This is a genomic window from Mycobacterium sp. (genome assembly GCF_036273375.1).
Classification (GTDB): Bacteria; Actinomycetota; Actinomycetes; order Mycobacteriales; family Mycobacteriaceae; genus Mycobacterium.
The window spans coordinates 14,584-27,938 of sequence record NZ_DASUHS010000149.1 but is presented as its reverse complement, the minus strand read 5'-3'; the positions used below and the strand labels follow the sequence as shown (position 1 = coordinate 27,938).

General features: G+C 67.7%; 13 protein-coding genes. 6 read left to right on the top strand and 7 right to left on the bottom strand.

The window, feature by feature from the left end; genetic code table 11:
* The 4 genes from VFW69_RS14390 to VFW69_RS14375 form a co-directional block, all read right to left on the bottom strand.
* Positions 1–959, bottom strand: a 959-nt coding sequence (locus tag VFW69_RS14390) for a cystathionine gamma-synthase (protein ID WP_526502191.1), incomplete at its 3' end; no start/stop codon positions are given.
* Between the two features lie 11 nt (positions 960–970).
* Positions 971–1,708: an Rv1078 family RDD domain-containing protein gene (locus VFW69_RS14385; RefSeq protein WP_526502190.1), complete on the bottom strand. Its 738-nt coding sequence runs from the start codon at positions 1,706–1,708 to the stop codon at positions 971–973.
* A gap of 87 nt (positions 1,709–1,795) precedes the next feature.
* Positions 1,796–3,202 carry a cystathionine beta-synthase gene (locus tag VFW69_RS14380; RefSeq protein ID WP_526502189.1) on the bottom strand — a complete coding sequence of 469 codons (1,407 nt, stop codon included), beginning with the start codon at positions 3,200–3,202 and terminating at the stop codon, positions 1,796–1,798.
* Between the two features lie 61 nt (positions 3,203–3,263).
* A complete protein-coding gene (locus VFW69_RS14375; protein ID WP_526502188.1) occupies positions 3,264–4,331 on the bottom strand; it encodes an alpha/beta hydrolase in 1,068 nt (355 codons plus the stop codon).
* Positions 4,332–4,562: 231 nt separating this feature from the next.
* Between VFW69_RS14375 and VFW69_RS14370 the strand changes: the two genes are divergently transcribed.
* Positions 4,563–5,537 carry an SGNH/GDSL hydrolase family protein gene (locus VFW69_RS14370; protein ID WP_526502187.1) on the top strand — a complete coding sequence of 325 codons (975 nt, stop codon included), beginning with the start codon at positions 4,563–4,565 and terminating at the stop codon, positions 5,535–5,537.
* Positions 5,538–5,630: 93 nt separating this feature from the next.
* The gene (locus tag VFW69_RS14365; protein ID WP_526502186.1) at positions 5,631–6,848 is read left to right on the top strand and encodes an acetyl-CoA C-acetyltransferase; all 1,218 of its coding nucleotides are present in this window, start codon (positions 5,631–5,633) and stop codon (positions 6,846–6,848) included.
* A 179-nt stretch (positions 6,849–7,027) separates the two neighbouring features.
* Here the strand turns inward: VFW69_RS14365 and VFW69_RS14360 are convergent, their stop codons facing one another.
* Positions 7,028–7,879: a Bax inhibitor-1/YccA family protein gene (locus VFW69_RS14360; RefSeq protein ID WP_526502185.1), complete on the bottom strand. Its 852-nt coding sequence runs from the start codon at positions 7,877–7,879 to the stop codon at positions 7,028–7,030.
* A 214-nt stretch (positions 7,880–8,093) separates the two neighbouring features.
* Here VFW69_RS14360 and VFW69_RS14355 point away from each other — a divergent pair, with 214 nt between their 5' ends.
* From VFW69_RS14355 to VFW69_RS14345, 3 genes are read left to right on the top strand one after another with little or no spacing between them, the layout of a single operon-like run.
* The gene (locus VFW69_RS14355; protein ID WP_526502184.1) at positions 8,094–9,131 is read left to right on the top strand and encodes a 3-hydroxyisobutyryl-CoA hydrolase; all 1,038 of its coding nucleotides are present in this window, start codon (positions 8,094–8,096) and stop codon (positions 9,129–9,131) included.
* Between the two features lie 13 nt (positions 9,132–9,144).
* Positions 9,145–9,927, top strand: coding sequence for an enoyl-CoA hydratase (locus tag VFW69_RS14350; protein WP_526502183.1), 783 nt, complete (start codon positions 9,145–9,147; stop codon positions 9,925–9,927).
* A 9-nt stretch (positions 9,928–9,936) separates the two neighbouring features.
* Positions 9,937–11,727, top strand: coding sequence for an alpha/beta hydrolase (locus tag VFW69_RS14345; protein ID WP_526502182.1), 1,791 nt, complete (start codon positions 9,937–9,939; stop codon positions 11,725–11,727).
* Here VFW69_RS14345 and VFW69_RS14340 read toward each other — a convergent pair.
* Complete coding sequence (locus VFW69_RS14340; RefSeq protein WP_526502181.1) at positions 11,724–12,161, bottom strand: rhodanese-like domain-containing protein; 438 nt, start codon at positions 12,159–12,161, stop codon at positions 11,724–11,726. The genes VFW69_RS14345 and VFW69_RS14340 overlap by 4 nt on opposite strands.
* The gene (locus tag VFW69_RS14335) at positions 12,158–12,781 is read right to left on the bottom strand and encodes a cysteine dioxygenase (RefSeq protein ID WP_526502192.1); all 624 of its coding nucleotides are present in this window, start codon (positions 12,779–12,781) and stop codon (positions 12,158–12,160) included. The genes VFW69_RS14340 and VFW69_RS14335 overlap by 4 nt, the downstream gene beginning before the upstream one ends.
* A gap of 121 nt (positions 12,782–12,902) precedes the next feature.
* Between VFW69_RS14335 and lpqV the strand changes: the two genes are divergently transcribed.
* The gene (lpqV, locus tag VFW69_RS14330) at positions 12,903–13,346 is read left to right on the top strand and encodes a lipoprotein LpqV (protein ID WP_526502180.1); all 444 of its coding nucleotides are present in this window, start codon (positions 12,903–12,905) and stop codon (positions 13,344–13,346) included.
* Positions 13,347–13,355 lie beyond the last annotated feature (9 nt).

Here is a 13,355-nt window from a genome sequence, read left to right as displayed (position 1 = left end):
GCCGCGCGACCGCTACGCATCCGCACCGACACCATGCCGCCGAAGCCCGCCATCTGCCGCGCCGCGACATCGTGCCCGGGATGGGTGGTCAAACCCGGATAGAGCACCGTGCTCACCGACGGATGTCCGGCGAGGAATTCCGCTACGGCCGAGGCGTTTTCGCTGTGCCGCTGCATCCGCAGCACCAGAGTTTTCAAGCCGCGCATCGTCAGGTAGGCGTCGAACGGGCCGGGCACCGCGCCGGCCCCGTTCTGCAGGAAGGCGAACGCCTCGTCCAGCTCCTGGTCGTTGGTGACCAGCGCACCGCCCACGACGTCGGAGTGCCCGCCGATGTATTTGGTGGTGGAGTGCAGCACGATGTCGGCGCCGAGCGTCAACGGCTGCTGCAGCGCGGGTGAGGCAAAAGTATTGTCCACCAACACCTTCGCCGAACTCTGCTTGCCCAGTTCGGCCAGGGCGGCGATGTCGGCGATGGACAGCAACGGATTGGTCGGGGTTTCCGCCCAGATCAGCCGGGTTCGCGGCGTGATCGCGGCGACAACGGCGTCCACCTCATGCAGCGCCACCGGTGTGTATTCGACGTTCCACTGGGTGAAGACCTTGTCGATCAACCGGAAGGTGCCGCCATACGCATCGTTCGGGATCACCACGTGGTCACCGGGCCGCAGCACCGCCCGCAGCGCGCAGTCGGTGGCGGCCATGCCCGAACCGAAGGCACGCCCGTAGGCGCCGTCTTCGACGGCGGCCAGCGCCGCTTCCAGTGCGGCCCGGGTCGGGTTGCCGGTGCGCGCGTATTCGAACCCGCCGCGCAGGGAGCCGACGCCGTCCTGGGCGAAGGTGCTGCTGGCGTATATCGGGGCGTTCACCGCGCCGGTCGCCGGGTCCGGCCGATAGCCGGCGTGAATCGCTTTGGTGGCCAGTCCGGTGAACTCGGGGTGTCCGGTAAGGTCGTCGCTCATCGACGATCAGCCTAGGTGACGGCCGGCCTCTCGGCGCCGTCGATCGGCAAGCACACCGTCGTCATGATCTTGTCAGCCAGCGTTTGACGCTTCGAATCCCACAGCGGGAAAAGGAAACCGATGAAGCAGATGATCGCGTCGACGAAATGTGCCAGCGAGCGCACCACCGACATTCCGAAGCCGATGGGCTGGCCGGTGACTTCGCTGACCACTTTGAACTTCAGCACCGATTTGCCGACGCTCGATCCGGTGGTGCCCTGCCGGTAGCCGTAATTCCAGATCAAATAGAACAGTCCGATTATCGACGCCAGCCACTGCGCAACCATGCCGGTGGTCGAGTTCTGGGTGGCGCAGTACTGGTTGACCGCGTACTGCGTGACGTCGGTGATGCAGGCGGTTTGTTGGGTGGCGACCAGGATCGCGGTGCCGATGCCGTGCACGACGACGTACGGGAGGATGTCGATGATGAATGCCAGCGCGCGGGTGGGCCACGGCGTGTAGTCCTGCGTCGGCAGGGTGCGGATCGCCGGCCCGGGTGGTGGCGGCGCGTATCCCCCGGCCGACGGCGGGGGCGGCGGGTAGGACCCGCCGGGCGGCGGTGGCGGGGGCGGCGGATAGGACCCACCGGCGGGCGCCTGCGGAGGCGGCGGGATCTCCTGCCCACCCAAGGGTGGCTGCTGCCCACCCGAGGACCCGGGTGACGAGGGAGGTGACGGGTAGGCGCCGCCGGGCGGCGGTTGATCGGTCATGGGCAACCTTCCACTCGCATCCAGCTGAACTAGGCCGAAACAGTACCCGAGGGCATCGCGGCCGGGCGAGACGCGCGGCACCGCGAACTACCGGCGCCCGGACAGCCCCCGAGGACCGTCGGAGAGGAAACCCAGCAAGTCATAGCGGGTGATCACCCCCACCGGTTTGCCTTCCTCGACCACCATCAATGCGTCCCAGTCGCGCAGCGCCTTGCCGGCCGCGCTGACGGACTCTCCTGCGCCGATCATCGGCAGCGGCGGGCTCATGTGCAGCGCGACCGCGTCGGCCAATTTCGCCCGGCCCTCGAAGACCGCCGACAGCAGTTCGCGCTCGGAGACGCTGCCGGCCACCTCCCCCGCCATCACCGGCGGCTCCGCGCCGACCACCGGCATCTGGGACACCCCGTACTCGCGCAGGATGCCGATCGCGTCGCGCACGGTCTCGGACGGGTGGGTGTGCACCAGGTCGGGCAGCTCACCGGACTTGCGGCGCAGCACGTCGCCGACCCTGGACTGTTCGGTCGAGCCGTCGAGGCGGCTGCGCAGGAACCCGTAGGACGACATCCACGCGTCGTTGAAGATCTTCGACATGTAGCCCCGCCCGCCGTCGGGCAGCAACACCACCACGATCGCGTCGGGGCCGGCCTGCTCGGCGACCCGCAGCGCGGCGACCACCGTCATCCCGCACGACCCGCCGACCAACATCGCTTCCTCGCGGGCCAGCCGTCGGGTCATGTCGAACGAGTCGGAGTCGGACACCGCGATGATCTCGTCGGGCACCGTGCGGTCGTATGCCTGCGGCCAGAAGTCCTCACCGACGCCCTCCACCAGGTAGGGCCGCCCGGTGCCGCCGGAATACACCGATCCCTCGGGGTCTGCGCCGACGATGCGCACCGCGCCGCCGGACACGTCTTTGAGGTAGCGGCCCGCGCCGGTGATTGTTCCGCCGGTGCCGATGCCGGCGACGAAGTGGGTGACCTTGCCGTCGGTGTCGGCCCAGATCTCCGGGCCGGTGGTGGCGTAGTGGCTGGCCGGGCCTTCCGGATTGGCGTACTGGTCGGGCTTCCACGCACCGTCGATCTCGGTGACCAGCCGGTCGGAGACGCTGTAGTAGCTGTCCGGATGCTCGGGCGGCACGGCGGTCGGGCAGACGACGACCTCGGCGCCGTAGGCGATCAGCACGTTGCGCTTGTCCTCGCTGACCTTGTCGGGGCAGACGAACACGCACTTGTAGCCGCGGTGCTGGGCGACGAGGGCCAGCCCCACGCCGGTGTTGCCCGAGGTCGGTTCGACGATCGTGCCGCCGGGCCGCAGCTGCCCGCTGGCTTCGGCGGCGTCGATCATCTTCACCGCGATCCGGTCCTTCGAGCTGCCACCGGGATTGAGGTATTCGACCTTGGCCGCCACCATGCCGGCGCCGTCGGGGACGACGGAGTTCAGACGCACCAACGGTGTGTCGCCGATGAGGTCACTGATGTGCCGCGCGATCCGCATGCGTTCATCGTCTCAGGCGGTTTCACGCGGCGCACAACTACTCTCCGTGGAGTCGGTGCGTCTACTCCGTGGCCTCGCGGATGTAGTCGCCGATCTGCCGCAGCGAGCGCACGGCCTCGGGCACCATCGGCGCGGCCAGCTGGAAGTCATGGACCTGTCCGGGCCATACCCGTACCTCGGCCGGCACGCCCACCGCGGCCAGCCTGCTCGCCGCCAGCCGCGCATCGTGCAACAGCACCTCGGAGCCCGACACATGGATCAGCGTGCGCGGCAACCCCGGTTTGATGTGGTCCAGCGGCTCGTAGATCTCTTCGGGCTTCCCATCGACGATGTTCTTCGCGGCCGCGGCGGCCACCAGCTCGGCGAGCGCATCGAACGCCACGGCCGTGAACATCGCATCCGTCTCGATGTTGGGGTGGGCCTGCTTGGGCTCCTTAGCCAGCTGCAGCAGGGGCGAGATCGCCACCAGCGCAGCGGGATCCTCACCCTCCTCCTGCAGGCGTTGGGCCAGCGTGAGCGCCAGGTAGCCGCCCGCGGAGTCACCGGCCAGCACGATCCGGTCGGGTTCGTATCCGCGCCGGCGCAGCCATCGGTACGCGTCGTGGCAGTCGTCGAGCGCCATCCCCACCGAATTCTTCGGCAGCAGACGGTAATTGACCACCAGGATGGGCGAGTCGGCGAACCTGGAGAGGGCTTCGACGAGCCGGCCGTGGGAGTTCGCTCCACAGGTCAGAAACGCGCCGCCGTGGAGGTAGACGACCACGCGGCGGCTGCCGTCGGCGGGCAGCACCCCGGGCGCGCGCACTAGCTGCGCCGACGCGTGGGGCAGCTTCACCGTCTCGCGGACGGTGGCCGACGCCGGGATCAGCACCCGGGCCGTGAGATCGATGAGACCCCAGGGCCATGGCAGGTTGGGGACGTGGCTGCCGACGGACAGAATCGGCCGGATGGTCAGCCGCGAGGTGAGGTTCGCCAGTCGCGCGGCGACGCTGGGCCCGGATTCCAGGACCTCGACCGGTGCGCCGTCGCTGATCGCGAATTTGCGCGCGTGGGCTCGACGGGCTCTGAGGGCGTCATGGGACCGAACGGTATTTGCCGAGGACCCCGATTCCTTACTCGGTGCGGTCATGCTCAACACTTCCTACGCCGTTGTAGTGCGATACAGCATGTGACGAGGAGACCAAGCGTCTGGTTCAGCCGTTTGCCAGAGCGCTCAGCCAATCCCTTGACTTCAGCTTGACAGGCGTTGCTTAGCACAACGTATGAAATAGCTGATTTGATACCAGTTTTGCGTCGCACCGTGATCAGTTCGTTTTCCAGCCGACCGCGCAAACCTCGAAATCGCATTAAACTTGACCCCGTGACCATGCGTGTGCCACGTCGTTCGGCAATCGCTCTGGCCACAGCAGGCGCGCTGGCCTCAACAGGAACCGCCTACCTGGGGGCACGCAGTCTGTTGGTCGGCCAGGCTACCCACGCGCGCACGATCATCCCCAAGGCATGGGACATCCCCCCGCGCGCGGACGGCGTGTACGTGCGCGGCGGCGGCCCGGTGGAGCGGTGGCACCGCGGTATGGCGTTCGACCAGCATCTGATGATCTTCGGTGACTCGATCGCCGCCGGATACGGCTGCATGAGCGCCGACGAAGTGCCCGGGGTACGGGTCGCCCGGGGCCTGGCCGAGCAGACCGGGAAACGAATCCGGTTGAGCACCAAGGCCATCGTGGGCGCCACCTCGAAGGGCGTGTGCGGTCAGGTTGACGCGATGTTCGTGGCCGGCCCGCCGCCGGACATCGCGGTGATCATGGTCGGCGCCAACGACGTGACCGCCCTCAACGGCATCAGCCAGTCGGCGCAGCGGCTGGCGTTGACCGTCCGCAAGTTGCGCGCCCGCGACGCCCTGGTGATCGTCGGCACCTGCCCGGACCTCGGGTTCATCAGCGCCATTCCGCAGCCGCTGCGGTCGCTGGCGCACGAGCGCTGCCTGCAACTTGCCCGTGCCCAAACCGCGGCGGTCCGGTCGACCGGCGGTGTGCCGGTGCCGTTGGCGCAGCTGATGGCACCGCAATTCCGCGCGACCCCCGACGTGATGTTCTCCGCCGACGGGTTCCACCCCGCGGCACCCGCGTATGCGCTCGCGGCCGACGCGCTGCTGCTTGCCCTCTGCGATGCGCTGGGCGAAAACGTGGAGCGGCCGCCGCTGAGTTCGGCGGTGCCGGCGGCGGCCACGGTGCTCGGTCAGGGGCACACCCGCACCAGCGTGATGTCACGGCTGTGGCGGCGTCCGGCGCCCGGACCTGCCCCGTCTTCGTGCCCCCAGGTCGGCAGCGACTAGATTTGTTCTCGCCCGTCGGGGTGGACCTCCCGCCCGACAGTGAAGCGAGCCAGCCCCATCTGTGGGATCTGCAGGGATCTGAAGGGAACCACCATGCCTGAAGCCGTGATCGTCTCAACTGCTCGTTCGCCGATCGGCCGCGCGATGAAAGGGTCGCTGGTCAACATGCGCCCCGATGACCTGACCGTCCAGATCGTGCGCGCCGCCCTCGACAAGGTGCCCGCCCTGAACCCGCACCAGATCGACGACTTGATCCTGGGCTGCGGCCAGCCCGCCGGGGAATCCGGATTCAACCTGGCGCGGGTCATCGCCGTCGAGCTCGGCTTCGACTTCCTGCCGGGCACCACCGTCAACCGGTATTGCTCGTCGTCGCTGCAGACCTCTCGGATGGCCTTCCACGCGATCAAGGCCGGTGAGGGCGACGCCTTCATATCCGCGGGTGTCGAAACGGTGTCCCGCTTCGCCAAGGGCAGCGCCGACTCGTGGCCGGACACCAAGAACACGCTGTTCGGTGCGGCCCAGGAGCGGTCGGCCGCCGCGGCAGAAGGCGCCGAGGAGTGGCACGATCCCCGCGCCGACGACAACATCCCCGACGTCTACATAGCCATGGGGCAAACGGCCGAAAACGTTGCGCTGCTTACCGGAATCAGCCGCGAAGACCAGGACCACTGGGGAGTGCGCAGCCAGAACCGCGCCGAGGAAGCGATCAAGAGTGGGTTCTTCGAACGCGAGATCACCCCGGTGAACCTGCCCGACGGCACCACCGTAAGCACCGACGACGGCCCGCGTCCCGGCACCACCTACGAGAAGATCAGTCAGCTCAAGCCGGTGTTCCGGGCAGGCGGCACGGTGACCGCGGGCAACGCGTGCCCGCTCAACGACGGCGCCGCCGCGGTGGTGATCACCAGCGACACGAAGGCCAAAGAATTGGGCCTGACTCCGCTGGCGCGCATCGTGTCCACGGGGGTCAGCGGCCTGTCCCCGGAGATCATGGGCCTCGGCCCGATCGAGGCGACCAAGAAGGCGCTGGCGCGTGCCAAGCTGTCGGTCAGCGACATCGACCTGTTCGAGATCAACGAGGCGTTCGCCGTCCAGGTGCTGGGTTCGGCGCGCGAGCTGGGCATCGACGAGGACAAGCTGAACGTCTCCGGTGGGGCGATCGCGCTGGGGCACCCGTTCGGCATGACCGGTGCCCGCATCGCCACCACGCTGCTCAACAACCTGCAGACGCACGACAAGACGTTCGGCCTGGAGACGATGTGCGTCGGCGGCGGCCAGGGCATGGCGATGGTGATCGAGCGGCTGAGCTAGGCCGCTCGCCTCGAGCGTGGAGGTTGGGCATTGCGTGTGCAACCTCGGCGGCGACACGCCGAATGAGCCCGCCGTCAGCGCACACTCAACGCCGTCAGCGCACGCTCAACGGTGGCACCGCGCAGGACACGAAAAAACCGGCACGCCAGAGGGCGTGCCGGTTTTTCTCTGTGGCAGAGCTAGTCGTTCTGCAGATAACTCAGCAGACGCAGGATCTCGATGTACAGCCAGACCAGCGTGACGGTCAGGCCCAGCGCGATGCCCCATGCCGCCTTCTCCGGCGCGCCGGCGCGGACCATCTGGTCGGCCGCATCGAAGTCGATCAGGAAGCTGAACGCCGCGATCGCGATGCACACCAGCGAGAAGATGATCGCCAAGGTGCCACCGCTGCGCAGGCCCAGGCCGGTGCCGCCGTTGACGTGGAACATCGCCAACACGAAGTTGCCGAGCATCAGGGCCAGCACGCCGAACATCGCGGCGACCAGCATGCGGGTGAACTTGGGCGTCACCCGGATGGCCCCGGTCTTGTAGACGACGAGCATGCCGAAGAACACCCCGAAGGTGCCCAGCACCGCCTCACCGATCAGCGCCCCGGCGTTGGCGTGCGACACCGAGAAGTTGGCGAAGACGAACGAGATGGCGCCCAGGACCAGGCCCTCGAGCACGGCGTAGCCCAGCACGATGCCCGGGTTGTCCTGCTTGCGGCCGAAGGTGGCCACCAGCACCAGGGCCAGGCCGCCCAGCCCGCCGACCAGGGCCAGCGGCATAGCCAGCGCCACATCGCGGGCGACCAGGAAGTAGGAGACCACGGCGGAGATCGCCAACACGGCCAGCGTGATGCCGGTCTTGGTGACGACGTCGTCGATGGTCAGCGGACGCGAAGCTTTGGCCTCCTGGTACGGGGCCTGGTAGGGAGCCGCGTAGGGGTCGGCACCATAGCCCTGCGTCGGAGGCGCGGACGTGCCGAATTGTGCGTATCCGCCCCTCTGCTTAGGCAGCGAACGAAATACCGGGTTGCTTGTCTCCCGCACCGTCGGATCCTCTCTAATTGGCTTCGAGCTGTGCGAACACAATCTCAACGATCGGCGTTGCACCCTGGTTCCCAGCGGACCTGGGCATTTTCGGGTGTAGATAGCCTCCGCCGTTGTCGTCGCGTTAAAGATAACCCTTACCCGCGGGTACCGCGCCTGTCGTGACGATCTAGATTTCTTCCTCGGGGCTGGACCGGCGATGGGAGGCGAGGGCGTGACCGACGAATCCGATGAGGTTCTGACCGGAGTCGAGGGAAGCGTCGGCTTGATCACGCTCAACCGGCCCAAGGCCATCAATTCGCTGAATCAGCAGATGGTTGACGCGCTGACCGCCATTCTCACCGGCTGGGCGGACGACGACGCGGTGCGCGCGGTCGTGCTCTCCGGCGCCGGCGAACGCGGACTGTGTGCCGGCGGGGACGTGGTCTCGATCTACCACAGCGCGCGCAAGGACGGGGTCGAGGCGCGACGCTTCTGGCGCGACGAGTATCTGCTCAACGCGCAGATCGCCGAGTTCCCCAAGCCGTATGTGGCGGTGATGGACGGCATCGTGATGGGTGGTGGCGTCGGTGTCAGCGCGCACGCGAACACCCGGGTGGTCACCGATACCTCCAAGATCGCCATGCCCGAGGTCGGCATCGGCTTCATCCCCGACGTCGGCGGCGTCTATCTGCTGTCTCGGGCTCCCGGCGGGCTGGGTCTGCATTCCGCGTTGACCGGGGCACCGTTCTCCGGAGCCGACGCCATTGCCATGGGTTTTGCCGACCACTACGTACCGCACGGGGATGTCGAGGCGCTCCGCCGTGCGGTGGTCACCGACGGCGTCGACACGGCACTCGACAAGTACGCCGTCGAACCACCGCCCAGTGAGCTTGCCGCGCAACGCAAGTGGATAGACGAGTGCTTTGCCGGCGACACCGTTGAGGACATCCTCGCCGCGCTGCGCGGGCACGAAGCCGGCCCGGCCAACGATGCCGCCAACTTGATCGCCACCCGCTCCCCGATCGCGCTGTCGGTGACCCTGGAGGCGGTGCGCCGCGCCGCCAAATTCGAAACACTGAAAGACGTTCTGCTGCAGGACTATCGGGTGTCCTCGGCATCGTTGCGCTCGCACGATCTGGTGGAGGGCATTCGCGCGCAGCTGATCGACAAAGATCGCGATCCGAAATGGTCACCGGCGCAGCTGCCCGCAGTCACCGCGGCCGACGTCGAGGCGTATTTCACCCCGGTCGACGACGACTTGAGCTTCTAGAAAGGCGGTTTGGATGACAGAGACAGATTACGAGACCATCCTCGTCGAGCGCGAAGAGCGTGTCGGCATCATCACCCTGAACCGGCCGAAGGCGCTCAACGCGCTGAACACTCAGGTGATGAACGAAGTCACCTGCGCGGCAGCGGATTTCGATGATGATCCCGGCATCGGGGCGATCATCATCACCGGCTCGGCCAAGGCGTTCGCCGCCGGCGCCGACATCAAGGAGATGGCGGAGCTGACGTTCGCCGATGCCTTCGGCGCCGACTTCTTCGCGCCTTGGAGCAAGCTCGCCGCGGTCCGCACCCCGACGATCGCCGCGGTGGCCGGACACGCACTAGGTGGCGGTTGCGAGCTCGCCATGATGTGCGATGTGCTGATCGCCGCCGACACAGCGAAATTCGGCCAGCCCGAGATCAAACTCGGTGTGCTGCCCGGCATGGGCGGCTCGCAGCGGCTGACTCGCGCCATCGGTAAGGCCAAGGCCATGGACCTCATCCTGACCGGCCGGACCATCGGCGCCGAAGAAGCCGAACGAAGCGGTCTGGTCTCGCGAGTGGTGCCCGGCGACGACCTGCTGACCGAGGCCAAAGCCGTCGCGACCACCATTTCGCAGATGTCGCGGTCGGCGACCAGGATGGCCAAGGAGGCCGTCAACCGCGCGTTCGAGTCCACGCTGGCCGAGGGACTTCTGTACGAGCGCAGGCTGTTCCACTCGACTTTCGCGACCGAGGATCAGTCCGAAGGGATGGCGGCCTTCGTCGAGAAGCGCCCGCCGAACTTCACCCACCGCTAGGACGTTTGGATGAGCGAACCGACTTCCGCGACACACACCGAGGCAGATCACCCCCCGGCGGACGACGTCGAGGAGGCCGCGCCGGCCGAGCCGGGCGTCGCACCGCAGCCGGCACCCGCACCACGGTTCGGGCGCGCGGCGCCCACCCTGCCGTGGACCGAAAAGCCTTGGTGGGTGCGGCATTACACGTTCACCGGCACCACGGTCGGCGTGATCTTCATCTGGCTTTCGCTGACTCCCTCGTTGCTGCCGCGCGGCCCCTCGTTCCAGGGGCTGGTCAGCGGGCTCTCCGGCGCCATCGGCTATGGGCTGGGGGTCTTCTCGGTCTGGCTGGTGCGGTTCATGCGCGAAAAGGATCACAGCCCGCCGCCGCCACGCTGGGCATGGAAGGTGCTGATCCCGATCGGCGTGGTGGGCCAGGTACTCATGGCGATCTGGTTCCACGTGTGGCAAGACGACGTGCGCGACCTGATGGGCGTCGCACATTTGAATTGGTATGACTATCCGCTGTCGGGAGTCTTGTCTCTGGTCGTGCTGTTCACGGTGGTCGAAATAGGCCAGTTCGTCCGCTGGCTGGTCCGCTTTCTGGTGGGTCAGGTGGACCGGTTCGTCCCGTTTCGGCTCTCGGCAACCATCGTGGTCATCACCTTGGTGGTCCTGACCGTCGCCGTGCTCAACGGTGTCGTGCTGAAGTTCGCCATGCGCACCATGAACGACACCTTCGCCTCGGCCAACGAGGAGATGAACCCCGATAGCGCGCCACCGAAGACCCCGCTGCGCTCCGGTGGTCCCGAGTCGCTGGTGTCGTGGGAATCCCTTGGCCACCAGGGGCGTATCTTCGTCGAAGGCGGTCCCAGGGTCGACGATCTGACCAAGTTCAACGGAGCGCCGGCGACGGAGCCGATCCGAGCGTACGCCGGGCTGAACTCCGCCGACGGCATCACCGCGACCGCCGAACTCGCCGCTCGTGAGCTGCAGCGCGCCGGCGGATTGCAGCGCCCCGTCGTCGCGGTGGGCACCTCCACCGGTACCGGCTGGATCAACGAGGCGGAAGCCTCGGCGCTGGAATACATGTACGACGGCAACACGGCGATCGTGAGCATGCAGTATTCGTTCCTGCCGAGCTGGCTGTCGTTCCTGGTGGACAAGGAGAACGCCCGGCACGCCGGACAAGCGCTCTTCGAGGCCGTCGACAAGCTGATTCGCCAGATGCCCGAGGCCCAGCGCCCTAAACTCGTCGTATTCGGTGAAAGCCTGGGCTCGTTCGGCGGCGAGGCGCCATTCATGAGCCTGAACAATGTGCTGGCCCGCACCGACGGTGCCCTGTTCAGCGGGCCGACGTTCCAAAACACCATCTGGACCGATTTGACGTCGACGCGTGATGCCGGATCGCCGGAGTGGTTACCGATCTACCAGGACGGTCGGTATGTCCGATTCGTTGCTCGCGCAAAGGATTTGACACGCCCCAACGCGCCGTGGGATCACCCGCGGGTGGTCTATTTGCAGCACGCGTCGGATCCGATCGCCTGGTGGACGCCGGACCTGTTGTTCAGCAAGCCCGACTGGCTGAGCGAACCGCGCGGTTATGACGTGCTGCCCCAGACGCGCTGGATTCCGGTCGTCACATTCCTACAGGTTTCGGCCGACATGGCCGTGGCGGTGGACGTACCCGACGGGCATGGCCACCGCTACGTCGCCGACGTCGCCGACGGCTGGGCGGCCGTCTTGCCACCGCCCGGCTGGACGCCGGACAAGACCGCTAAATTGCGTCCGCTGCTGCACTCCGACGAGACGACTTAGATCCAGCGGCGGGCGGCGCCGCCGGTGTCCGCGAACACCGGATCGGCCCGGCCCCCGGCCAGCTCGCGCAGCACGCCGGCGCCGGCCAGCGCGTGATAGCCGCCGATGACGTCGGTGGCACGGTGCAGGCCGATGTCCAGCAGCGCGGCGGCCGCCAGGCTGGACGTGTAGCCCTCCGAACACAGGATCACCCATTCGACGTCGTCGCCGACGGCCTCGGGCAGCTTGGCCTCGCTGGTGGGATCGCAGCGCCACTCCAGCACGTTGCGTTCGATCACCAGCGCGCAAGGCACCTCACCCTCGCGAAAGCGCTGGGCCTGCGGCCGGATGTCGACCAGCACCGCGCCGCGCCGCAGCGCGTCGGGCACTTCGACGGCAGGCAGGCGGCGATATCGGCGCCGTGCGGATCTCAAGACGACGTCGATGCGGCTCATAGCGATCCTTCCGGCTGGTCGGTCAGTTCGGTGCGTTCGCGGCGCAACGTCTTGCGGTCGGTGATCCCGTAGTACGACATCGCCGTCAGGGGCGGCGAGTAGGCATGCACGCTCAGGGTCGGCTGCACTTGCGCGGCGGCGACGCCAGCCGCCCCCGCGACCGGCAGGGAAACGGGCACCGTGACCGGCCGCGGTGCCCAGACCACGTCGTGCACCCAGCCCAACGGAAATCCGGCCTGATCGCCGGCGTCGAGCCGCCGGCGACGCAAAGCTTTACCATCCCAACGGTATTCGTTCAGCGATCCGGAAATGACGGTCAACGCACCCAGCGAACCACCGTGGTCGTGCAGCTCGGTGGCCTGGCCGGGCACCCAGCTGATCAGCCAGACGTCGAGTTCCTCGTCGCCGTGGATGCGGGTGAACCAGCGCCGCGACTCGGGTATGCCGCCCTCGGGTAACAGGTGGTCGCAGCGCCCGCTGAGCACGTCGTCGGCGGCCTGGTCGGTGGCGTAGAGCAGGTCGGGCACTCGCAGCCGGGTGGGACCGGAGGACGGGGCGGAGACGGCTCGCGGGCGCGGGGGAACCGCGGTGGCGACGGGCGCAGGCCCGGCAAGGGGCAAAGTCACAGTGGGAACTTTCACGCGAAAACGGATTGGACAAGCGGCGGCGTGTTACGGCCGACAACACTCGCAAAATCCGAAGCGCTCCATCACGGCCGCCAGTGTTGCATAGATTGGGACCGTGCGCTTCAGCGGTGATCGGTCCCGGCGATGGTGCGCGGTTGTCGCCGCGGCCGCCGTGCTGGCGGTCACGGGGTGCTCGCACGGTGCCCACAACGGTGCGCCGTCGTCCCCATCGGCGCGCCAATCCGGCATTCCCAATGGCCCGGCTTCGGCGCCGCCGGGCTCCGTCGGACTGTCCCCCGCCGGTGTGACGACCAGGGTCGACGTCCCCGCGGACTCGACCGAAGAGGAGTACTACCAGGCCTGTCACGCCGCGCACGAGTGGATGGACGCGCAGCCCAAGTCCGGTGCGTCGCTGTTCGAGCCGTATCTGTCGATGATTCAGGCGTCCCCGTCGGGCACCGCGGGCAGCTGGAACGCGCCCTGGTCGACGTTGACGCCGGCCCGGCAGGCCGCCGTGATCGTCGCCGCCCGGGCGGCCGCGAGCAACGAATGCGGCTAGCGCCGCGCC

Excerpts from the sequence above, each read along its gene's own strand:
- VFW69_RS14385 (WP_526502190.1), bottom strand. The coding sequence starts at position 1,708 with ATGACCGATCAACCGCCGCCCGGCGGCGCCTACCCGTCACCTCCCTCG.
- VFW69_RS14380 (WP_526502189.1), bottom strand. The coding sequence starts at position 3,202 with ATGCGGATCGCGCGGCACATCAGTGACCTCATCGGCGACACACCGTTG.
- VFW69_RS14375 (WP_526502188.1), bottom strand. The coding sequence starts at position 4,331 with ATGACCGCACCGAGTAAGGAATCGGGGTCCTCGGCAAATACCGTTCGG.
- VFW69_RS14365 (WP_526502186.1), top strand. The coding sequence starts at position 5,631 with ATGCCTGAAGCCGTGATCGTCTCAACTGCTCGTTCGCCGATCGGCCGC.
- VFW69_RS14350 (WP_526502183.1), top strand. The coding sequence starts at position 9,145 with ATGACAGAGACAGATTACGAGACCATCCTCGTCGAGCGCGAAGAGCGT.
- VFW69_RS14345 (WP_526502182.1), top strand. The coding sequence starts at position 9,937 with ATGAGCGAACCGACTTCCGCGACACACACCGAGGCAGATCACCCCCCG.
- VFW69_RS14340 (WP_526502181.1), bottom strand. The coding sequence starts at position 12,161 with ATGAGCCGCATCGACGTCGTCTTGAGATCCGCACGGCGCCGATATCGC.